The sequence below is a fragment of the Spirulina sp. CCNP1310 genome, assembly GCF_034932185.1.
Lineage (GTDB): Bacteria > Cyanobacteriota > Cyanobacteriia > Cyanobacteriales > Spirulinaceae > Spirulina.
Genome location: NZ_JAYGHW010000072.1, coordinates 1 through 22,374, shown reverse-complemented (window position 1 = coordinate 22,374; position 22,374 = coordinate 1). Strand labels below are relative to the sequence as shown.

21 protein-coding genes are annotated in these 22,374 nt (G+C 53.2%); 13 read left to right on the top strand and 8 right to left on the bottom strand.

Annotated elements, in window-relative coordinates:
* Positions 1-154 precede the first annotated feature (154 nt).
* Complete coding sequence (locus tag VB712_RS13160; RefSeq protein WP_323255415.1) at positions 155-1,009, top strand: hypothetical protein; 855 nt, start codon at positions 155-157, stop codon at positions 1,007-1,009.
* A gap of 120 nt (positions 1,010-1,129) precedes the next feature.
* On the opposite strand, the gene VB712_RS13155 is transcribed toward VB712_RS13160, so the two are convergent.
* Positions 1,130-4,237 (bottom strand): protein kinase domain-containing protein, encoded by a 3,108-nt coding sequence (locus VB712_RS13155; RefSeq protein WP_323255413.1) that lies wholly within the window; start codon positions 4,235-4,237, stop codon positions 1,130-1,132.
* A gap of 339 nt (positions 4,238-4,576) precedes the next feature.
* Between VB712_RS13155 and VB712_RS13150 the strand changes: the two genes are divergently transcribed.
* The 9 genes from VB712_RS13150 to tadA all read left to right on the top strand — a co-directional run bounded on the left by VB712_RS13150 (position 4,577) and on the right by tadA (position 13,467).
* The gene (locus VB712_RS13150) at positions 4,577-5,455 is read left to right on the top strand and encodes an alpha/beta hydrolase (protein WP_323255411.1); all 879 of its coding nucleotides are present in this window, start codon (positions 4,577-4,579) and stop codon (positions 5,453-5,455) included.
* 20 nt (positions 5,456-5,475) lie between these two features.
* The gene (locus VB712_RS13145) at positions 5,476-6,360 is read left to right on the top strand and encodes a DUF6492 family protein (protein WP_323255409.1); all 885 of its coding nucleotides are present in this window, start codon (positions 5,476-5,478) and stop codon (positions 6,358-6,360) included.
* 82 nt (positions 6,361-6,442) lie between these two features.
* Positions 6,443-8,416, top strand: a complete 1,974-nt coding sequence (gene bchD / locus VB712_RS13140) for a magnesium chelatase ATPase subunit D (protein ID WP_323255408.1) — start codon at positions 6,443-6,445, stop codon at positions 8,414-8,416.
* An 18-nt stretch (positions 8,417-8,434) separates the two neighbouring features.
* On the top strand, positions 8,435-8,944 hold the full coding sequence (locus tag VB712_RS13135; protein ID WP_323255405.1) for a Ycf51 family protein: 510 nt from the start codon (positions 8,435-8,437) through the stop codon (positions 8,942-8,944).
* Positions 8,945-9,030: 86 nt separating this feature from the next.
* A complete protein-coding gene (locus VB712_RS13130; RefSeq protein ID WP_323255403.1) occupies positions 9,031-10,338 on the top strand; it encodes an ATP-binding protein in 1,308 nt (435 codons plus the stop codon).
* Positions 10,335-10,796: a hypothetical protein gene (locus VB712_RS13125; protein ID WP_323255401.1), complete on the top strand. Its 462-nt coding sequence runs from the start codon at positions 10,335-10,337 to the stop codon at positions 10,794-10,796. The genes VB712_RS13130 and VB712_RS13125 overlap by 4 nt, the downstream gene beginning before the upstream one ends.
* 62 nt (positions 10,797-10,858) lie before the next feature.
* Positions 10,859-11,974, top strand: coding sequence for an iron-containing alcohol dehydrogenase family protein (locus VB712_RS13120; protein ID WP_323255399.1), 1,116 nt, complete (start codon positions 10,859-10,861; stop codon positions 11,972-11,974).
* A gap of 484 nt (positions 11,975-12,458) precedes the next feature.
* Positions 12,459-12,767, top strand: a complete 309-nt coding sequence (locus tag VB712_RS13115) for a hypothetical protein (protein ID WP_323255397.1) — start codon at positions 12,459-12,461, stop codon at positions 12,765-12,767.
* Between the two features lie 205 nt (positions 12,768-12,972).
* Complete coding sequence (gene tadA / locus VB712_RS13110) at positions 12,973-13,467, top strand: tRNA adenosine(34) deaminase TadA (protein ID WP_323255395.1); 495 nt, start codon at positions 12,973-12,975, stop codon at positions 13,465-13,467.
* Positions 13,468-13,584: 117 nt separating this feature from the next.
* Here tadA and VB712_RS13105 read toward each other — a convergent pair whose 3' ends face one another.
* The 4 genes from VB712_RS13105 to VB712_RS13090 all read right to left on the bottom strand — a co-directional run bounded on the left by VB712_RS13105 (position 13,585) and on the right by VB712_RS13090 (position 17,760).
* Positions 13,585-15,312, bottom strand: coding sequence for a succinate dehydrogenase/fumarate reductase flavoprotein subunit (locus tag VB712_RS13105; RefSeq protein WP_323255393.1), 1,728 nt, complete (start codon positions 15,310-15,312; stop codon positions 13,585-13,587).
* Between the two features lie 190 nt (positions 15,313-15,502).
* The gene (gene rimK / locus VB712_RS13100) at positions 15,503-16,408 is read right to left on the bottom strand and encodes a 30S ribosomal protein S6--L-glutamate ligase (protein ID WP_416236341.1); all 906 of its coding nucleotides are present in this window, start codon (positions 16,406-16,408) and stop codon (positions 15,503-15,505) included.
* 31 nt (positions 16,409-16,439) lie between these two features.
* Positions 16,440-16,910 (bottom strand): ATP-dependent zinc protease, encoded by a 471-nt coding sequence (locus VB712_RS13095; RefSeq protein ID WP_323255388.1) that lies wholly within the window; start codon positions 16,908-16,910, stop codon positions 16,440-16,442.
* A 277-nt stretch (positions 16,911-17,187) separates the two neighbouring features.
* A complete protein-coding gene (locus tag VB712_RS13090) occupies positions 17,188-17,760 on the bottom strand; it encodes a DUF3172 domain-containing protein (protein ID WP_323255387.1) in 573 nt (190 codons plus the stop codon).
* A gap of 131 nt (positions 17,761-17,891) precedes the next feature.
* Between VB712_RS13090 and VB712_RS13085 the strand changes: the two genes are divergently transcribed.
* Complete coding sequence (locus VB712_RS13085) at positions 17,892-19,028, top strand: 50S ribosomal protein L11 methyltransferase (RefSeq protein ID WP_323255385.1); 1,137 nt, start codon at positions 17,892-17,894, stop codon at positions 19,026-19,028.
* 76 nt (positions 19,029-19,104) lie between these two features.
* Here VB712_RS13085 and VB712_RS13080 read toward each other — a convergent pair whose 3' ends face one another.
* The 3 genes from VB712_RS13080 to VB712_RS13070 all read right to left on the bottom strand — a co-directional run bounded on the left by VB712_RS13080 (position 19,105) and on the right by VB712_RS13070 (position 21,351).
* Positions 19,105-20,709 carry a radical SAM protein gene (locus tag VB712_RS13080; RefSeq protein WP_323255383.1) on the bottom strand — a complete coding sequence of 535 codons (1,605 nt, stop codon included), beginning with the start codon at positions 20,707-20,709 and terminating at the stop codon, positions 19,105-19,107.
* The gene (locus VB712_RS13075; RefSeq protein WP_323255381.1) at positions 20,706-20,999 is read right to left on the bottom strand and encodes a nucleotidyltransferase family protein; all 294 of its coding nucleotides are present in this window, start codon (positions 20,997-20,999) and stop codon (positions 20,706-20,708) included. The genes VB712_RS13080 and VB712_RS13075 overlap by 4 nt, the downstream gene beginning before the upstream one ends.
* A gap of 67 nt (positions 21,000-21,066) precedes the next feature.
* The gene (locus tag VB712_RS13070; RefSeq protein WP_323255380.1) at positions 21,067-21,351 is read right to left on the bottom strand and encodes a hypothetical protein; all 285 of its coding nucleotides are present in this window, start codon (positions 21,349-21,351) and stop codon (positions 21,067-21,069) included.
* 223 nt (positions 21,352-21,574) lie between these two features.
* Here VB712_RS13070 and VB712_RS13065 point away from each other — a divergent pair, with 223 nt between their 5' ends.
* The gene (locus tag VB712_RS13065; protein WP_323255378.1) at positions 21,575-21,916 is read left to right on the top strand and encodes a hypothetical protein; all 342 of its coding nucleotides are present in this window, start codon (positions 21,575-21,577) and stop codon (positions 21,914-21,916) included.
* Between the two features lie 5 nt (positions 21,917-21,921).
* The gene (locus VB712_RS13060; RefSeq protein WP_323255377.1) at positions 21,922-22,242 is read left to right on the top strand and encodes a hypothetical protein; all 321 of its coding nucleotides are present in this window, start codon (positions 21,922-21,924) and stop codon (positions 22,240-22,242) included.
* The last annotated feature ends 132 nt before the right edge of the window (positions 22,243-22,374 follow it).

Sequence of the window (22,374 nt, the reverse complement as noted above, 5' to 3'; positions counted from 1 at the left end):
CATGGATGGGCGGGGGGCGTAGGGGCGTTGGCGTAGCCCGCCGGAGGCACAAAAATTTTTCGCCCCTACCGAAATCTGCACTAGGAACGGTTAAGGGCTGATTGAGGGCAAAAACGCTACATTGAAGGGATGTGAATTGAGCGAGGCGAGGATTGTGGAAGAATTACGAGCGGCTTTAGAATTAGCCACCGATGAAGAGCTAGGGCAGCTTACCCATATTCTGTTTTGCCGACGGTTTAACCCTCTCGATTACCTCAATACCCCTGATGTGGCGACGTTGCAGCAGTGCGATCGCCCTGTGCAATTACAACAACTTGAGCAGCGGTTTTGTTTCCTGGCCGCCGATGGTCTCACCGTCCTGCGGGGGCGAACTCAGGATCTCACCTATCGCCAAGTTTTAATCCAGGTCTGCCGCTATTTGAAAATTGCCCATGGGGAAGGGATCAGCACCCTCGATCTGGAAGCGGAAATTTTCCTCAATCTCATGGGCCGGGCTTGGGAGAAACTCCCCACCGCTGATCGCCATTCCCTAACGACTAAAATTCAACGCTCCCTCTCTCGCTCCAATTTTTCGGAACCCCTCCCGGCCCAATTGCAACATAACCCGATGCAGTTTCTCCTCAAGGGGGGCGGTGTGGTAGCCATTAGTGGCGTAGTGCGATCGCTCCTCCTCAACCATATTGCCCGCCAGTTTGCCCTCCATTTTGCCCGCTACCACGCCACCCAAGCGATACTCCGTCAAGGGGGGGCGATCGCCGCCACCCAACTGCAAAACCAGATCGCCCTCCAAGCCGCCAAACGGGGCATGGCCCTAACCGCCGCCCGCCATGGAGCCGTGCGGACATTATTTGCGGCCCTAGGGCCAATCCTCTGGACGACATTTTTAGCCGATCTCGGCTGGCGAGCGATCGCCACCAATTACGGGCGCATCATCCCCACCATTTTCGCCCTCGCCCAAATCCGCCTCACCCGTGGTGAGGTTTGGGAAATGGCGGCTGTTGTTTCTTAGGGGAGTGAGGAGTGAGGAGTGAGGAGTGAGGAGTGAGGAGTGAGGAGTGAGGAGTGGGAAGTGGGAAGTGGGAAAAGTACTCTCTTCTCACTTCTCTTTTCTCAATACATCCCCTATCCCCTATCCCCTATCCCCTACCAACTTCTGAAATTCCCCGTTATTTCGCAAACTGGTAAAATCCAGGTTTTCCTTAGCGGATTGGGCGAGGTCGGCCTTGAGGGCGATCGCGCGACTGAGGGCTTCGAGGGCGGGGGCAGTTTCGTTTTGGAGGGCGTGGGCGCTAGCTTTGTTGTACCAGGCGGCGGCATAGTTGGGGCGGATGCGGATCGCTTGGTCATAGGCGGCGATCGCCCCCCGATAATCCTTTTTCCTTTGCCGGGTCGCTCCTAAATTATTGTGGGCGGGGTGATAGTCCGGGCGGAGGTTGATCACCTCTTCAAAGGTTTTGATCGCTGCGTCGGTGCGGCCTAACGCTTGCTGGGCTAGCCCCAGGTTATTAATGGCCGGGAAATAATCCGCTTTGGTTTCAATGGCCTGCTCATAGGCGGCGATCGCCTCCTCATAGCGTTTGAGTTGAAACAAAGCATTACCTTTGCTGTACCAACTTAACGTATTATCCCGCCGCAGGGCGATGGCTTGCTCATAGGCGGCGATCGCCTCCTCATAGCGATCCAAGGCATAGAGGGTACTGCCTCGGCCATACCAAGGCTCTGGCCGTCCAGATTCTTGGGCAATGGCCTGATCATAGGCCACCAAAGCCGCATCATGTTGTCGTAACTCAAACAACTGATTCGCCCGATCCAGGGCTGATTTGCCTGTCATATCCCCCAGGGTCGCCAAATGCTCCTGATAGAGGGTGACAGGCATCGCCCAAGCCACCTCCGCCTTCTCCCCCTCTCCCATGTGCAACGCCAACAGCCGGCCCTGACGATTAACCACCGCACTCCCCACCAACAGGGTTGCGGGCGGTTGATAGCCCAATTGAAAGACCCCCGGTAGTGAAGAGGTTTCAATGGCCGTTAATAGTACAGCCGTTAAGGGAGCCGTGAGTTTGGATTGGAGAACTTCCGCAGTTGTCGTTTGGATGTACACCCGATCCGCCAATTGGAGGCGATCGGGATTGCCCAAGGGGAGGGCCGGATGGGGACAACTGCCCTGATTGTGGAGTTGTTGGAGGATTACCAGATCACTATTGGGGAGAGTCTGCACCTGATCCACCATTTGGGGGGGTGTTTCACGAAAGACGATATTGACAGCCTCCCCTTGGGCGATCGCCGCCCGCGTCGTCAAAACCGTGCAATATTCCGGCTCCCCCGCCACCACAAACCCTAAGATCGGCTCCCCCTGGTCAGGATTCACCACCACCAAACTTTGTTGCAACTTCCCACTCAACTGTCCGAGGGAAGGCTGTAACAAACTCCGCACCCCCCAAACCCCAAGACTGACAAGCGCCAAACCCCCCAGAGTCGCAAAACCCCATTGCCGCCAAGGCCGTCGGCGACGGACTACCGGCAGCACCGGCTTGGCATCCTGGGGCCCAGAAACGCGACGGTCTAATGTTTGCAGCGCAGAGAGGGCCTGCATCGCCGATTCAAACCGTTGGCGGAAATCGTACCGCACCATCCGATCCAAAAACTGGGCAAAATTCGGACTCACCTCCACCAACTGCCGCCATTGCAATTCCCCCGTTTGGGAATCCTCAGGAATATGCTCCGGATCCTTACCCGTTAACGCTTGCAGAGCAATCATCCCCACCGCATACACATCACTACTCAATTTTGGCCGCCCTTGGGTCTGCTCACTGGGAGCATAACCCACCGTTCCAATCGAAACCGTCACCTTCGTTTGACCATCCAGGGACGTTTGCTTACTCACCTGCTTAACGGCCCCAAAATCGATTAAAACCAACTTGCCATCCTCATCCCGACGGCGAATATTGGCCGGCTTCAAATCCCGGTGAATCACCCCTTCTTGATGAATCACCGCTAAAATTTCCAACAGTTCCTGCAAGAGTTGCCGCACCTCAAATTCAGGCCACTTCTTCCCCAAAGGCAACTCAACTTCTAGGTCATGGCCCTCAATGTATTCCTGAACGAGATAAAACTCTTGGTTTTGGGTGAAGTGGGCTAATAATTGGGGAATTTGGTCATGCTGCCCCAGACGACTGAGGACTTCTGCCTCTCGCTGGAAGAGGTGTTTGGCAATTTCGTAGGTTTTTTGGGTGTAGTTTTTGAGTTTGAGCTTCTTAACAATACAGGTGGGCTGACCGGGAAACTGTTCATCAATGGCTAAGTAGGTTTCCCCAAATCCCCCACGGCTGAGGGGACGGATCACCCGGTAACGATGGGCTAAGTAGGTGGGCCCTGCGGGTTTGGCGGTGGCCTCTAGCTCCATTTCTGTCTGCACAATATCTGTCGTGGGGGGTTGTACAACCTGACTTTGTGGCCCTTGGCTTGTTTGGCTCTGGCTGTTTTTGGCGGCCATGGTCAGCCATTCAAAGAGTTCAGGAGCGGAGGAAAAATATTGGGTGATCAGCAGGTTGAGGAGGTTGGCAAGGCGTTCGCTCACCGGGGCGGTATTGCGCCATTGGGGGGTGAGGTCGGCGGGGAGAATGCCGGTAACGCCATGGATGATCGTTACCCCCAAACTGTAAAGATCCCCTTCAACGGTGCGGGGGACAGTGGTATCGGGGGGGAGATAACCGGAGAGGGCGATGGGGGCAAGGTCGCGGATGGATCCCTGGGAAATTTGGGGTAAATCTTGATAGATGGCTCCAAAATGGCTCAAGCACCATTGATTTTGGGCTTGATGGTAAAAAAAGCTTTGGGGTTGTAGGTTGCCGTGGATGATGCCCTGTTCATGGAGGCTGCCTAAGGTGGGGAGGATATTTTTCAGCAGTTGTACAGCTTGATCTTCGGTGAGTTTTTCCCCAGCATCGAAACTTTGGCTTAGGTAATGCCCAGAGGCTCCGGCATAAACCCAATAGGCCGTTTCATTTTCGACGAAGACTGTGGTTAAGGGTTGAATCGCCCAATCGGGGGGTAAATTTCTCAATGTTGCAAAGGTGGATAAATAGCTGGGAGAGAGAGCGCCGCCCTCCACCCGTTGAATCCAACAGGGTTGTGGTTCAGATTGCTGGAAATCTTCACCCCGAAAGGTCTGGCTGAAGGCATCCTCAGCTATCAATTCCAACAGGCGGTATTGTCCCTGTAAACCCTCTAGAGCCATCCCTTCACCTCAATACAACCGTTGAGCATAATGCAATATCTATGTTGATTTAGACGGTTCACCGGCAATTAAATCTAGACGGTAGATCTGGCGGTGAAGTTGCGGTTAATGTGGACAATTTACGAATTGTCACAATTTCCACGGGCTGTGGCTGATCTGGGGCGATCGCCCTTAGCCCTGGAGAGGCGTGGAGCGATGGCACTCTCCCCCTCAGGGTGAGATTGCCCAAAGGGGCCGATTGGGCAACCCCCCTGTGGAACCCGCAAGATCGCCACAGGGGCTACAGGCTCTGGGGCTTAATCCGGCACAATGATGGATGCAACCCCTCATCCCCATTTTATGACCATGTTAACAACCGTCACAACGGGTTTATGCTTCGGCACAGGGATTTATGTGCTCCTTTGTTTGAGCCTGTGGCGGTGGCAAAACCGGCTCACTTTTTTTCCCTCCCGTCGCATTCGCTATTTTCCGGATCAATACCAGATGCCCTATGAAACATTGTGGATTGATGTGCCAGGTATAGCGGGGGATCTCCTCCAGGGTTGGTGGATTCCTGCCCCAGGGGCAACCCAGGTGGTTTACCTCCTCCATGGTAATGGGTTTAATATGGGGGCGAATTTGGCCCAAGCTCAGGTGTTTCATCGCCTCGGCTATCACGTTTTTTTAATCGACTATCGCGGCTATGGCCAAAGTGTGGGGCCTTTTCCCACGGAAACGCAGGTTTATCAGGATGCTGAGGTGGGTTTGGCTTATTTGACTGGGGAGCGGGGCTATGGCCCGGAGCAGGTGATTGTGTTTGGTCATTCTATGGGGGGGGCGATCGCCATTGAGTTGGCAACCCATCATCCTCATTTAGCGGCCCTGATCATTCAAGGGTCTTTTACCAATTTACGAGATATGGCCGATCATGACGGTTTTTACAAACTTTTGCCGATAGACTTGATTCTATGTCAATCCTTTGATTCTCTGGATAAAGTCCCCTCCCTGACGATGCCCCTGTTCTTTATCCATGGGGAAGCGGATCGCCGGGTTCCCCCTTGGATGAGCGATCGCCTCTACCAAGTTGCCCAAGCCGCCCACAAAGAGATCTATTTTCTCCCCCAGGGGGATCACAACCATGTCCCCGAAATTGGTGGACAAGCCTATCAAAATCGGGTGGGAGAATTTCTCGCCCATCTTGCTTGTTCTTCCTCTCCCGCTGCGCCAAAATCCCATTAACCTATCTTCACAAAACAATCATGGCATCCTCTGCGCTCCCTCAGTTTGGCATCATTACCCTCAGCTATGCCCCAGATTTTGAACGGTGTCGCCTCCTTGCCGCCACGGTTCAACGCTGTATTATTGAACCCTTTACCCATTATATTATTGTCGATCAACGAGATTTAGAACTGTTTAAAACCCTCGAAAACTATAATACCGAAATCATTACGGTAGAATCTCTCTTGCCTTGGTGGATTTTCCGCATTCCCACCGTTAAAAAAACTTGGTTTAGCGTCAAAACTCTACCGATCCGCAATTGGCTTTTGCAGCAAATCGTTAAAATTATGGCGGCAAAAACCCTCCCCAAAGATGTGTTTGCTTTTGTCGATTCCGATGTTTGTTTTGTGCGTCCCTTTGATTTTAAAACTTTTGTGGATGGAGATCAGATTCGCCTCTTTCGCGTTCCCAGTTACCAAAACGATAGCTTTACCCCCTGGTTTATCAATGCTCATCAACTCCTCGGCTTACCGGATTTTCAACCGGGGCAAAAGCATCCTAATTTTGTCGGCAATGTGATTACTTGGAAACAGGAAAATGTGATCAAAATGTGCAACCACATTGAAGCCACCTTGGGCAAATCCTGGATTAAAGCCGTTGCCCAATGTTGGCAATTTTCGGAATATGTTTTGTACGGTACGTTTGTGGATCAGGTGTTGGGGGAAGCCAGCGGCCATTACCCCGATTGGGCCCCCCTTTGTCATGAATATTGGGATCCGAAAACCCTTTCGGATTCAGAGTTAAAGCAATTTTTTCTCGATCTTGATCCGGAAAATGTGGCGGTGATGATCAGTGCCAAAGCCGAGATTGATCCCCAACGGTATCAGGCGGTGATTGAATCCCTTGTGTCACCACCAAAGGTTTAGCTCTGGCCGAAGATGGTTTAAAATACGGGGCTACAGATTTAGTTGGCGATCTGCGCCAGCGTACCTATTGCCCCTCCCCTCCATGCCCACCACTGCCCCCAAACGCCTCACCGAAACCACGTTCCCCCTCACGGCCATTGTGGGCCAGGAAGCCATCAAGCTGGCCCTGCTCCTTGCTGCGATTGATCCGGGCTTGGGGGGGGTGGCGATCGCCGGCCGCAGGGGAACCGCTAAATCCGTGATGGCCCGGGGCATCCATAGCCTGTTGCCCCCCATTGAAATCGCCAGCGGCTCCTACTGCAACGCCGCCCCCGAATCAGGGGAAGCCACGGAAATTATCCCCGCCCCTTTTGTGCAAATTCCCCTCGGCGTTACCGAAGACCGCCTCTTGGGTTCTGTAGATGTGGAGCAATCCATGGCCCAAGGGCAGCCGGTCTTTCAGCCGGGCCTGTTAGCCCAAGCCCATCGCGGCGTACTCTACATTGACGAAATCAACCTCCTCGACGACCAGATCAGCAACCAACTCCTTTCCGTCCTCACCGATGGCTGCAACCGCATCGAACGGGAAGGGATCAGCATTGAACACCCCTGCCAACCGCTGTTAATCGCCACGTTCAACCCGGAAGAGGGGCCATTGCGGGAGCATTTGTGCGATCGCATTGCTATCACCCTTTCCGCCGATGGTGTGCTCTCCCTCGATCAACGGGTGACGGCGGTCGGCCAGGTGACGGGCTACGCCGATGATCCCGCCGCCTTTGCCCAACAGTACAGCAGCGATAGCGAGGGGATGAAAACCGATATTCTCCTGGCGCGGGAATATTTAAAAGATGTCCAGATCAGCCCGGCGCAAATTCAATACCTCGTAGAAGAGGCGATTCGGGGGGAAGTGATGGGCCATCGGGCGGAACTGTTTGCGGTGCGGGTAGCGAAGGCCGCCGCTGCCTTGGAAGGCCGGGAAACCGTAGCCGCCGATGATCTGCGTAAGGCCGTTGAATTGGTGATTGTGCCGCGCTCCACCGCCGCCCAAACCCCCCCAGAGGATCAAAACGCACCCCCACCGCCCCCTCCACCGCCGCCGGAGGATCAGCAAGATGAGGGTGAAGATGATGAGGATCAAGAGGAGGAGGACAAAGATGAGCAACAGGACAACACACCGGAGATCCCCGAAGAATTCGTTTTTGATATTGAAGGGGTGATCCTCGATCCTTCGGTGTTGTATTTTGCCCAAATGGCCAACCGTCAAGGCAAAAGCGGCTCCCGCAGTATGATTTTTTCCGATGACCGGGGCCGGTATGTCAAGCCGATGCTACCGAGGGGGAAAGTGCGGCGCATTGCCGTCGATGCCACGCTCCGGGCCGCCGCCCCCTATCAACGGGCCCGCCGGGAGCGGGAACCCCATCGCCGCGTGATTGTGGAGCAGGGGGATTTGCGATCGAAGCGGTTGGCGCGTAAAGCGGGGGCGTTGATTATTTTTGTGGTGGATGCGTCGGGGTCGATGGCCTTGAACCGGATGCAGGCGGCGAAGGGGGCGGTAATGCGTCTGCTGACGGAAGCCTATGAAAACCGGGATCAGGTGGCGTTGATTCCCTTTCGGGGCGAACAGGCGGATGTGTTACTGCCCCCGACGCGATCGATTACGATGGCGCGACTCCGCATGGAAAAACTCCCCTGTGGTGGCGGATCGCCCCTCTCCCATGGCTTAACCCAAGCGGTACAGGTGGGGATGAATGCGAAGATGTCCGGGGATATTGGCCAGGTGGTGATTGTGGCGATTACCGATGGCCGGGGCAATATTCCTTTAGCAAAATCCCTAGGGGAAACACTCCCCGAAGGGGAAAAGCCGGATATTAAGGCGGAACTCCTCGATATTGCCGCCAAAATTCGCGGCACGGGGTTTAAGCTCCTGATGATTGATACGGAGAAAAAGTTTGTGGCTACGGGCTTTGGCCAGGAGTTAGCGAAGCAGGCGGGGGGGAAATATTACCGGATTCCCCGCGCTACGGATCAGGCGATCGCCGCCATGGCCCAAGGGGCAATTGCCTCAATGAAATCCTAAATTTACTCAAAAATTCTCATGAACATTCCTACTGATTTAACGGTGTATTTCCAAGGGCTGGCGATCGCCTCCCTCCTCTTTTTCCTCCTCACCGTCCTCGCCTTTTTCTTGAAATGGGGGATCCGTTTCCGCCTGTTTGGGGCAACGGCCTTTACGATTGTGTTAACCGTCGGAGCCTTGGGCGTAAGTTTGGGCCTGTTTAATTACACAAAAGTGACGGGATCGGTGCGCTATAAACTCGTTTATGACGACGCAGCGGCCCACGTTGTCGTGGTGGTTCCCCCGACGGTGACACCCTCGGAGCTTGAGGCCACCCTAGAACAGGCGGCGTTAGACCTCGCCCCCTTTGGTCGTGGCGGTGAACGGGTGATGGTACGGGCGCGGGCAGTGATCCACCCAGAACCGGGCCTCTCGATCCCGCTCTATCTGGGTGAGGCCACAAAAGCCAATGGGAATGAGGTGGCGGTGAAGGTCTATGAAGACAATTTTGCCCAATTGCCCCCGGCTCCGGCCAAAGAGGCAAGTTAAAAATTGTTGTAGGGGCGTTGGCGTAAGCCTGCCGGAGGCACAAAAATTTTTCGCCCCTCCCTAAAAATTGCCGTGGAACCGATCAGATGTTAACTCAAATTGAATTGAGAAATTTCAAAAGTTATCGATCCGGCTCTTTAAAGCTGGGTCGATTAACGGTTCTCATCGGAGCCAATGCTTCTGGCAAAAGTAATGTGATTGAAGCGTTACACTTACTCGCCAGAATAGCCACAGGGGAACGATTGAGCTTCTTGGCCAGCTTGTATCCGCAAGATCAAGTTTTGCGAGGAGAACTACAAGATCTAGGATATCAAGGCTCAAAAACTTTTGGTATTGCTTGTGTCACAACAGAGCCAGAATGGCAAAAATTATCCATTGAGTTCAGTCTGGAGGAAGATCGTGATCTCCATGTGATCCAGGAAAAAATCACCAGTCAAACTTCAGCCGTTCCCCTTTACGAAATTACGAGCGCACCCCAAGGAGCGGGAAGTGATTTATTTGTTGCTTATCATAATTTTGCCAGAGGAGGTAAAAAACCTAGCATTGTCTGTAGTAGTCAGATGGCAATTTTTACACAGCTTTTAAGTGAGATTCGTTTTCGTCCAGAAAATACAAAAAGTCGCGAAACTATTCCAAAAATTGCAGAAAACTATGTTCGTTATTTAAGCAATATCATATTTCTTGAGCCTGAACCGATTTTAATGCGATCCTATGGTCATAAAGCTGATCAAATTCTGCAAAAGCATGGTACTAATTTGTCAGGTGTAATTTATAACTTATGTCTTAATCCCGATCTTAAAAGGTTGGTTCTGGATTTTATTCAAAGTCTACCTGAGCAAGATATTGAAGATATCAAATTCATCGAAACCCCCCGTGATGAAGTGATGTTGCAGTTGGTTGAAACCTTTGGGGGCGTATCAAGAACTTATGATGCTTCCCTGCTTTCAGATGGAACTTTGCGTGTGCTTGCCATTGCGGCGGTGATGCTTTCTGCACCGGAGCAAAGTTTAGTGGTGATTGAAGAAATTGATAATGGTGTACACCCTAGTAGAGTGGCGGATTTATTAGCGCGAATTACAAAGATTGCCAAAGATCGGGATCTACGGGTCTTAATTAGTAGCCATAATCCCGCCCTTCTCGATGCCCTGCCCGATGAGGCGATTCCAGAAACAGTCTTTTGCTATCGCAGTCCTCGAGATGGCTCCAGTCAGTTAATCAGATTGCAAGATATTCCCGACTATCCGGAACTGATTGCTCAAGGTTCCGTGGGGCATTTGATGACCCGTGGACTGTTAGAGCGGTTTGTGAAACAACATCCGGGAACAGATCAGAAAAAGCAGAAAGCGATGGAGTGGCTTGCTAATCTTGCTGCGGTGGGAGCAACCGGAGAATGAAAGGGGTGGCAATTGTTGATACTTCGATATTCTGCAATGTGCTGAATATTCCCCATCGGAATAGTGAACGTAATCAAGTCATGCAGCAATTAGCAAAATTCATTCAGAAGGATACCAGTTTTCTTCTACCGATGGCTGTCATTTATGAAACGGGTAATCATATCGCTCAACTCAGCGATGGTGGCAACCGTCGTCGATTTGCTCAACTATTCACTGAAGAAGTCCGGAAAGCCATTAACGGCGAAGCCCCTTGGCAAGTGATGCAACTGCCGAATATGGAAGAAGTTGGGGAATGGTTGAGTGACTTTCCTGAGAAAGCCAAGGAGGGGGCAGGAATCGCAGATTTATCGATCATCAAAGAATGGGAAAAGATGGTCAGAAAAACGCCAAGTTGTCGTATTTTCATCTGGTCTTTGGATCGTCACCTGCAAGGATACGACCATAGCCCTGGGATTTAATCGGCTATCTCGCACGCTGAAAATTTTGTATCTTTAAAAGAAACAACATTTCTCCCCCAACCATGGTTAATTCTCCCCCTTTGACCACCACGCGCACCGCTACGACGACCCTCGCTATTGCTCCGGCCCAGGTGGTGCGGGGTTGGGGGGCGATCGCCCAATCGGGGGCGATTTTTCAGCAGTGGGGGGCGCGGCCGGTGGTGGTGGGGGGCGATCGCACCCTGGCCGCCATTGAATCCGCCCTCTTCCCCACGCTCAAAGGGGTAGATTTAGCCTTCACCACCGCCACCTATCACCCCGATTGCAGCGAAACCGCCCTCACCCAACTGCGGGAAACGGTGAACCGCCATCAGGGGGATCTGATTATTGGCGTAGGTGGTGGTAAAGCATTGGATACGGCCAAGCTCCTCGCCCATCAATGCCAATTGCCGATCATCACGTTACCCACCTCCGGGGCCACCTGTGCCGCTTGGACGGCTCTTTCCAATATCTACTCCGAAGCGGGGGCCTTTCAATACGATGTGCCTTTGCCCCAATGCCCCAACGCTTTGATTTTGGACTATGACGTGATCCTCACGGCTCCCCCTCGGACGTTGGTGGCGGGAATTGGAGATGCGATCGCCAAATGGTATGAAGCTTCGGTCAGCAGCGGCACATCCCCCCAAACGCTGATCATCGCAGCGGTACAGCAGGCGCGAATTTTGCGAGATATTTTGCTGCAAAAATCCGAGGCGGCCCTCGCTCAACCCGGCGGCCCCGATTGGTGTGAGGTGGTGGATGGTACGGTGTTGCTGGCGGGGGTAATTGGCGGTTTAGGGGGGGCGCAATGCCGCACGGTAGCAGCCCATGCTGTCCACAATGGCCTTACCCATATCCCCGCCGCCCATGATGCCCTCCATGGCGAAAAAGTGGCCTATGGAATTTTGGTGCAGTTGCGTTTAGAGGAGCAATTGCAAAATAATCAACTCGCCCAAAGCTCCCGCCAACAGTTGCTCCAGTTTTATGATCGCCTCGGTTTGCCCCAAAGTTTGGAGGATCTGGGGTTGGGGGATGTACCTTTAGCCCAATTCCGTCAAGGGGCGGCCCTGGCCTGTCACCCGGATTCGGATCTGCACCATTTGCCCTTTGCGGTCACGGCGGATCAGCTTTTGGCGGCCATGGTGACAACGACGGTTTAACCTCCCCTTAATCCCCCCTTAAGGGATGATTGCAAAATTTGATGAAATAAAAGTGGCTCATTTTTGCTGAAATTGAGGCCAGTTCTGGCTTTGCAAAATTCAAGCGTTAGGGCATGGGGGAAATTTCCCTGGGGGGAGCGTCGTCTAGGTTGGGGCGATCGCCTCCGTCCTAACCCCTACTCCCTCACGAGGGGAAAGGACGCAATGACTCACTTGGACTAGGGTTCAGCTCAACCGCCATCCACTCAGGAGCGAGGGTTGACTGCCCACCTATCTTTAAGATTGTTTAAGTATTCTTATCAATTGTGACTAAAAATTCCCGTAACAATGGAATGGGATTTGCTATAGTGTCTTTCGATACACAGTCGTTGTGTTCAGCAACACAATCAACCGAGGCACTGCTCCGCAGTCCGCTAAGTTATGTGTCGTTTTTTAAGTGTTTGTGTTCCAAAAACATCCTAATCATTACTCGAAGGAGATCAAGATGAAAGTTAAATCCTTACTCACCCTTATCCTTGTCGCCACGTTTGGTATCGGCTTTGTAGGCTGTGCTGCACCGGAAGCCCCTGAGACTGAAGCTGCACCCACCGAAGAAATGGAAACCGAAACCGAAGCTACTCCAACTGATGCTCCTGCCGAAACAGAAAGCGAAGGCATGACCGGCACTGAAACCGAAACTGAAACCGAAGCTGCTCCTGCTGAGACAGAAAGCGAAGGCATGACCGGCACTGAAACCGAAACTGAAACCGAAGCTGCTCCTACTGAAGGAGAAACCGATAAACCGGCTCAGTAATTCTTCCTAAACCGTATGGGCAAGGCATTGTCCATTGGGCGAGGTGGAATAAGACGGGCTACGCCCGCAATTGCTGTCTGAACCCAGAATCCCCCGTCATTGATACGGGGGACTATGTTAACCGACTTCCATCGAAGCTCCTCACAGATTTAATTCAAACTTTAGGCTAGAGTACAAAAACTCTAGCTTTTTTGGTTGTTTGCCCATGACGTTTAATCTCCAAACCCTGACCCCGAAAGTCTACGATCGCCATTGCCATTGGATGCGGTGCGCCCTAGGGGAAGCGGAACAGGCAGGGGCGGCGGGGGATGTGCCGGTGGGGGCGGTGGTGGTGGATGGGATGGGGCAGTTGATCGCCCAGGGGGGCAATCGGAAGGAGCGCGATCGCAATCCCACAGCCCACGCTGAAATCCTTGTTATTCAAGCCGCTAGCCAAAGGCTGCAAACTTGGCGGCTAGAGGATTGTACGCTTTATGTCACGTTGGAGCCTTGCCCAATGTGTACGGGGGCGATCCTCCAAGCCCGCCTAGGCTTGTTGGTTTATGGTACGGATGACCCCAAAACGGGTACGATACGGAGTTTGTTAAATCTGCCGGATCATTCCTGTTCAAACCATCGCCTCCCCGTGCTAGCGGGCATCGAGGCGGCTGCCTGCCGCGCTCAACTGTCCCAATGGTTTGCTCAACGTCGCAGAGGTTAAATCCGGTGTAAATCCGGTTGTAAATATTGATGGGCTTGGGGGCGAAAAATTTTTGTGCCTCCAGCAGGCTTACGCCAACGCCCCTACATTATTGATGCGGATTTTGCAAAAAAATCTCTAATATTTGCGCTCCTTGGGTTCAAAACGGTTAATTACCACGGGCATATAGACCAGATCAATACCTTGGGGGGAATAGTAGGCGAGGGTATGCTGGAGGAATCGTTGATCATCCCGTTGGGGGAAATCTTCCCGTGAGTGAGCGCCGCGACTTTCTTCACGGTGGAGGGCGGAGGTGAGGATCACTTCCCCGACAATCATCAGGTTTTCCAGCTCTAACGCTTCGATCAGTTCGGTATTCCAACCGAGGGTGCGATCGCCCAACTGAATCCGGCTTAATTCTCCTTTCAAGGTTTGGAGGCGATCTAACCCAGCTTTCATTGTTGCCGCATTACGAAATACACCACAATGCTCGCTCATGCAGTCCTGAAACCGTTGGCGCAGGTCATGGATGCGAAGATCTCCCGTTTGTTGGAGCCAGGCTTGCAACCGTTGGCGGGCGCGGTTGATCCATGGGGCGCTGTCGAAGTCGGGTAATTTGCGGCTGGGGAGGGATTGGGCGATCGCCCCCCCCGTCCGCCGGCCATACACCACACATTCCAACAGGGAATTACTCCCCAAGCGATTGGCCCCATGCACCGATACACAGGCACATTCCCCCGCCGCAAAAAATCCTTCTACGACCTGCTCCCCACTGCGGCGCACCTGGCCGGAGGTATTCACCGGAATCCCCCCCATGGAATAGTGGGCTGTGGGCCGTACCGGCATCGGCTCTTCCACCGCATCAATCCCCAAAAGGCGATGGGCTTCTTCCCAGCAAAAGGGAACGCGGCTCATAATTTTTTCTTTCCCCATGTGGCGCAAATCCAGATGGATAAATGGCCCCCCCGCTGTGCCATCGCGGTGAATGCCCCGACCGGCGCGAATTTCGAGGGTGATGGCGCGGGAGGTGATATCGCGGGGGGCCAATTCCATTTGGTTGGGGGCATAGTGGGCCATAAAGCGATCGCCCTCACTATTGCGCAGATAAGCCCCCTCGCCGCGCACCGCTTCTGAAATCAACACCCCCACCGGATAAAGGCCCGTGGGGTGAAACTGGACAAACTCCATATCTTCGAGGGGCAACCCCGCCCTTGCACACATGGCCAAACCATCCCCCGTCGAGGCGTAATCATTGGATGTGGTGTTAAAGACCCGGCCATAGCCCCCCGTTGCAAACATCACGACCTTAGCCCGCACCACCTCCAGCCGACCATTGAGGATGTTGTACATCACCACCCCTTGCGCCACATGATCCGCTGCGATCAGTTCTAAAACGTACCATTCTTCATAGAGGATCACGCCGTGCGATCGCAGGTTGCTCACCAATTCGTGCAACATCGCATGGCCGGTCTTATCCGCCGCATAGCAGGCGCGTTTATGGCTATGGCCGCCAAAGGCCCGTTGAGCAATCTGTCCACTGGGGAGCCGCGAAAACAATACGCCCAAATGCTCTAGCTCAATAATCACATCCGGAGCCTCACGGGTGAGGAATTCCACCGCATCCTGATCTGCTAAATAATCGGAACCCTTAACCGTATCAAAGGCGTGGCTCTCCCAACTATCTTCAGGATCGACGTTTTGCAAGCTGGCGGCAATCCCCCCCTGAGCGGCGACGGAGTGGGAGCGGATCGGGTGAGTTTTGGCGACGAGGGCGACGTTAAAGCTAGGGTTAGTCCGTTTAATTTCGAGGGCGGCGCGGCAACCGGCCAAGCCACCACCGACAATGATCACATCATGTTCGAGCATAGGAGCGTTGGGAATCGAGGGTCTGATCCCATCTTGAACCACAACCCTGATCCCCCTGAAAAAATCGCAGCAATTCTTTAGGGTTGCCCGCTCACGACGATCCAGAGGGCGAAAAATTTTTCGCCCCTACCGCCGTTGCCAATGCCTAGGAATGCTCTAAAGAAGGAAGGACCATCGACGAGGGAAAAGGCTAATACTGAATGCGATCGCGCCCGCTGCCGGGTTTGGCATTCTTGCTAATAAAATCAATGATTTTACCCGCCACATTCACCCCCGTAGATCGTTCAATCCCCTCCAAACCGGGGGAAGAATTCACCTCCATCACCACCGGGCCATGATTAGATCGCAACAAATCCACCCCCGCCACCCGTAGCCCCATCGCTTTCGCCGATCGCACCGCTGTACTCCGTTCCTCCGGCGTGAGCTTAACGCCCGTGGCCGAGCCGCCGCGATGGAGGTTGGAGCGAAACTCCCCAGGGGGGCCTTGCCTTTTCATTGCCGCCACCACCTTACCGCCGACGACAAAACAGCGCAGATCCGCCCCCTTCGCCTCACTGATATATTCCTGCACCAAAATATTCGCTTCTAACCCCCGAAAGGCCTCGATCACTGATCGCGCCGCCGGTTTCGTTTCCGCCAACACCACCCCTAACCCTTGGGTTCCCTCCAACAACTTAATCACCAAGGGCGCACCGCCGACGGTATCAATTAAGCCATCAATATCTTCCGTCGCATGGGCAAACCCCGTTACGGGTAAACCAATCCCCTCCCGGGCCAAAATTTGTAAACAGCGCAGTTTATCGCGCGATCGCGAAATGGCCTGGGATTCATTAGCACTAAACACGCCCATCACCTCAAACTGCCGCACCACCGCCGTGCCGTAAAATGTCCGCGATGCCCCAATCCGGGGGATCACCGCGTCGAAATTTTCCAGCGTCTTGCCGTTATAGACGATGGTTGGATTGTGGGAGGTGATATTCATATAACAGCGCAGGTAATTGATCACCCGCACATCATGGCCCTTTTCCTCCGCCGCTTCCCGGAGGCGACGGGTGGAATAGAGAGAGGCATCCTGAGACAAAATTGCGATTTTCATGGCCATGGCGGGCAGGCAATAAATGAAGGGATCAAGGGTGAGGGGTGAGGCTGGGGTTCTGTTTGGGGGGCCGTACAGATTGGAGGTAGGAGCGTCCCGGATCCACCCAAAAGCGATGGCGAATAGCCTCACGGCCCAAGAGGAGCCGAAACCCCATGGCATCCCGCCGGGTGAGGGTGAGGTCAATGGGCCAGGTTTGGCCGCCGAGGGTGATTGTGGTGCGGATCACGGGCCGGAGTTGGGCATGGCCGCCGGAATTTTTGACGGTGCGCTCTTCCCATAGGGGGGCTTGGGTGGTGATGGTGAGGCGGGTGGAGCGCTGTTGGGGATGTACTTTAAATTGAACGATCGCCAGGCCATTTTCTTCCCCCCCCTGAATCTCAAAGGCATGGAGCGCCGAGGATCGCGCCCCTGTATCGATCTTAGCTTTGATCGAATCAATGCCCAGATCGGGAAGAGCCAAATATTCACGCCAACCGATGCAGGGGAGAGGGGCAGCCAAGGGCGATCGCTCCAAAATTATGCCCTTTCGATTGTACGGGGAATGGGGAAAGTTCGCCCCTGGTCTGGGTTAAAAATCTCTAAAAGGAAGCAGAGAGGGGATAGAGCGAAGCGCTAGGTGGTGTAATGGCGAAAGATTTTTGTGCCTCCGGCAGGCTTACGCCAACGCCCCTACTCCCCACTTCCCACTTCCCACTTCCCACTCCCCACTTCCCACTCCCCACTTCCCACTTCCCACTTCCAACTCCCCCCTTCCCACTCCCCACTCCCCCCTCCTCCTAACAATTCTCCCTCTCCTGAGGCGCATCCACCATGCCAGGGCGGTTTAAGAACAGGTTCCCCGCTGCATTGTTTTGATAAATACAGGTGATTTTCGGATTCGCACTTTCCAGCGTTCCTGTAAACCCGAAGGTGTTCATGCGATTTTTACAATCATTGACCTGCTCATTGGTGACAAGTTTGCGTTGCTGCAACAGTGACCAGTTATTGCGCCGTAACACACAACCGGGTTCCATGGTTGGTTGGGTGACGTAGACATTGAAGGGGTTGAGGGTGACAAAGACGCGCATATCGGTGACGATCGCACTGGCCCCATATTGCAGACAAATATCGGCATTGGGGGCGCTGCGATCAATCACTTCCCGCGAAGCGACGTTAGCAATGTTATCGCCGGGGGACAGGCTTAAGGCCATCCCTGCCCCCAAGCCCAAGACAAACACCCCTCCTAATAAGGCCGCCGTCCCATAGTTGAAGGACTTAAAAGGGCCGCCGCCCCCTGGGTTACGGGGTGCAGCAGGGCGATCATAACGTTCTGGGGGGCGATCGTAGGCCGGGCGGCTGCGACGTTTCATGACTTCTCTAACTTGCAAAAACTTTCTCTAGCCTAGCGTTTCTTGATTCCCTTCATCGGCCCCGTCAGGAATCCTTGGGAATTTTAGAGGCGATGGGGGACAATAGCCCCAAGGTTAGGAGGTGGATGGGGATGTATAACTTGTTTGGCTACGGCAAGATGGTAGCGGATCAAGGGCGGATGGCGGCCTATGAGGCGGCGTTAATGGCGACGGTGCAGCCGGGGGCGATCGCCCTCGATATTGGCACGGGTACGGGGATTCATGCCTTGATTGCGGCACGGTGTGGGGCGCGGCGGGTCTATGGGGTGGATCTCGATCCGGTGGTGGCGATCGCCAAAACCCTCGTTAAAGCCAACGGTTATAGTGAGATCATTCACCTCCAACAGGGGGATATTACGCAGTTAACGTTCCCGGAAAAAATGGATGTGATTGTTTCGGATCTGCGGGGGGTGTTGCCGCTGTTTGGTCAGCATATCCCGACGATTATTGATGTGCGGGAACGGTTGCTGGCGACTGGGGGGGTGCTGATTCCTCAGCAGGATCGCCTGTGGGCCACGTTGGTACATTTACCGGAAATCTACGCCACCCACTACACAACGCCTTGGCAATCCCAACCCCAAGGTTTTGATTTTGCCGCCGCCCAACCCTACATCACGCACCAATGGCGCAAGGTACTGATTCCCCCAGAGGCTTGTTTAGGGGAGGCGCAATCATGGGCCACGTTAGATTATGGTGCGATCGCCTCTCCCCATGTGCAAGGGGATCTCGCTTGGGAAATCGAAGCGGAAAGCCTCTGTCACGGTTTGGGGCTATGGTTTGAAACAACATTGTGGGGGGGAATTGGTTTTAGTAATCGGCCGGGGGAAACGCCCTTGGTTTATGGTCAGGGGTTTTTCCCTTGGCCCAGGCCGGTGGTGTTGGGGAAGGGCGATCGCCTCACGGTGCATCTCCAAGCTAATTTGATCCATGGCGAATATGTATGGCAATGGCACACCACGATCCAACAACAAGCCGAAACCCTCACGTTCAAACAATCCACCTTCCAAAGCCAACCCCTCAATCCCGCCGCCTTCGCCACCCGCCGCAGCGACTACGCCCCTGGTCTTTCCCCCAGGGGACGGATGGCGCAATGGGTGTTTGCCGATTTAGAACGGGGGGAAACGTTGGGGGCGATCGCCACCCATCTCCAAAGCCAATTCCCCGGCCAATTTCGCAGCACCTCCGCCGCCCTCGGCTGGGTGGCCGATCTGATTGCTCATTATGGCTAAACAAAGCTAACCCATTACCATTTAACGATGTAGGGGCGAAAAATTTTTCGCCCTCACAAAATTCGTGGATAACTGGTTAAAATAGTGCCTCGGCGGTGGCGAGATGTTGTTTTAATGTTCCCACCGGGAGCGGCCCCTGGAGATGTTGCCAGGGCAAAACTTGATCGTGATCCCAATGGTCATGAACATAATAATCGAGGGGGGGGAGTTGCCCCTTGAGGGTTTTAAAGGCCCGTTTATAACTGCCGAGGGAATCGCCATAGTTGCGGGTTAATTCTAATAAAGGCGTGATGCGGCGATCGCCCCTGGAAATTAAAGCCTGAATCACCGACCAGTTATAACTTTCCGGGCGAAAATCCCATCCTTGCGATCGCAATCCCTTTTGTAATGCTTTCAAGCGTTTTTCGGCATTGCGATCCACGCCATACCATTGAAAGGGGGTGTGGCCCTTGGGGACAAACGTGCTACAACCGAGGGTAAAGCGCAGTTTTGGCGCAGTTTTTTTCAACGCCTGAGCCATGGCTAACGTTGCCTCTAAATCTTCCGGCTGTTCCCCTGGTAATCCCACCATGCCATAGAGTTTAATCGCCTTTAACCCGCCAGCGGCAGCATTGGCGGCGCAGGTTTGGATCTCTGCATTACTCAACTTTTTGTTAATGATCCCCCGCAATCGTTCTGAGCCACTTTCCACGGCGATCGTGATCGAGCGGGTATCGCGGGCCGCTAATAGTTGCGCCAGTTCGACAGTAACGGTATTCGTGCGCATGGATGCAATACTAACGCGCACATCTGCATAATCCGGCCGGTTGAGATAGGCGATCAGGTCGAAAAATTCCGGGTGTTGCGTCACCGAGGCCCCCAACAAGCCCAAGCGGCGCGTCACCTTTAGCCCCCGCTCAATGGCGGGAATCAAGGAAGCGTTTAAGTCTGCGGTGCGAAAGGGGAGCGTCAGATAACTAGCCAGGCAAAAGCGGCACATTTCGGGGCAACTGCGCACCACTTCCACCATATAGATATTTTCCCAAGCGGCTTGTTCTGTTACCACGGTGGAGGCGAGGAGCGTATTGCTGCGGTGGGTTTGTTTGGTGATGTGGGGGGGTATGTCTGCATCGAGGGGTTCAATGGTGGCGATCGCCCCCGTGATCTCTGCATATTCGACGCGATACAAACTGGGAACGTATAGCCCTGGCACTTGGGCAAGATGGCGCAATTGTTGGGAGCGATTCGCCCCCCGTACTTCCTGATAGGCGGCAATAAAGGGGTCTAAAATGGCCTCCCCATCCCCCAATAACACCACATCAAAAAAGTCTGCAAAAGGTTCAGGATTGGCGGTGAGGACGGGGCCGCCGCCGAAGATCAGAGGATGGTGGCGATCGCGTTCTGTGGCATGGAGGGGAATATTCAACTGTTCCAAAATCGTCAAAATATTGCCATAATCCAGTTCCCAACTGAGGGAAAACCCCACCAATTCCGGTGTAGGGGGTAGGGGTTCTTGCACATCCAAAAACAGCCGCCGCACATCCACATCCCGCCGCATCGCAAAGGTGGCCCAAACGACCTGATACCCCAAGCTAGTAATGCCCACGGTGTAGGTATTGGGGAAGGCAAAGATCATCGGAATGGCGCGATCATCGGGGGTTTGGGGGGTAAAGAGGAGGCGTTCTTGAGCAAAGGGGTTCATAATTTGATGGCTTCTTTAAGGATTTTATCACGGATGAAATAGTGTAATGATTTGCTAGTGACAACATCAACCTTACGATTTAAGAGTTTTTCTAGGTCTTGAATCAGGCCGACAGGAAACCAAGAAGATATTTTTGCTAAATCATAATCAATTAAAAAATCAATATCACTATTTTCCTGTTCTTCCCCCCGTGCTACTGAGCCAAAAACGCGCACATTAAACGCGCCATGCTGTTGGGCAATGGCTAAGATTTCAGTTCGTTGTTGTTGTAATTGGTCTTTGAGTTGCATGGAAAAGCAGAGGGTTCAATGGCTGAGTTAAGGATCGTACTACTATTTTAGCGTGGTGCGATCGCTCTTATTTCGGTGAGGGATTGGTGAGATTGAGGGCTTGGCGTTCGAGGGTGGCGCGAATGTTGGTTTTGTGGATGGGTTCGCCGAGGGCGAGGGAGAGAATTTTCCAGAGTTTGTAGCTGGTGTCTTTGATGTGGCCGGTGGTGCAGCCGTAGTCCTGGGCGATGCTGGCATACCGTTGACCCTTGAGCACCCCTTTGAGGATGGCGGCTTGGAGGTCGGAGAGGTGTTTGCCGGTTTGTTGATTGACGATGTGGTCAATGCGGTGCAATATTTCTTGCCAATCCATACTTGAATTAACCTACAGGTTGAAATTTTGTCGTCATTTTCCGCTAAAATCCGACTTTTTGGAAAAATGATCATAATTTCTTTATAAAATTGGGGCGAATTCCGTCTTTTTCCGACTTTTTCTGGCTTGACGGTGGCGAATTTGCGGTTCAAGCTGATGGATAGGGTTTCTAGGAGGAGGGGCTAGGGTCGGGTTGATATCCAGTGTTTTGGAGGTTGGCGGTATGGATGAGGTGGTTCGCAAGGTGGCGGCTCTGGGTTTGCCGGGGATCATCCTGGTGGTGACGATGGCGACGACGGGTTTAGCGGGGGCGGCAGCGATTACGGCGGCGTTGGCGTTTCTGGGGCCGGGGGGGATGTTGGGGGGAATTGCGCTATTGGGGGTCACGGGTTTGATCACGGATGCGCTGGCGAAGGTGGGCATTGAGCAGTTGTTGCTGAATATCTATCAATACCGCTCTCAACGGGAGGGGCGATCGGCGTTGCTCAAGGAAATTGATCGGTTGCCCATCTCTAAAGATTTGGCGCGATCGCTCAAGGAAAGTTTATTTGTGATTGGGTTGTAAATAACATGAAATATCATCAAATAATTGCTTGGTTCACATCTGTTTTGCTGTCAATCAATATCTTGTTGATAGGTATTCCTTGGCTGCCTCAGAATGGTTCAGAAACAGAACAACACCGGCCGATGCAGAAGAATTTAACTCAGGCAATTGAAAAAAGGGTGATTAAGGAAACTGTGACTCATGCTCCGCAGATTAGCAAGGCGATTATCCAGCACCCTAAAACAACCGTTAAAGTTGTTAAAACGGGGTATGGAATTTATCGCGATTACAAAAAAGTGAATCAAAGTGTAAAACAAGTAACATCACGACTATCTAGAGGTGATTAAAATACAGGGCACATCGAAAAAAAGAAAAAACTGAGCCCCCAGGGAAAAATGTGAGAGGCTAGAGGAGGAAGACTCAGGGAGAAAAGCTCATGGCAAAAGGATTTGGTCGAATCAAGCGCCGCCGAAAAAACC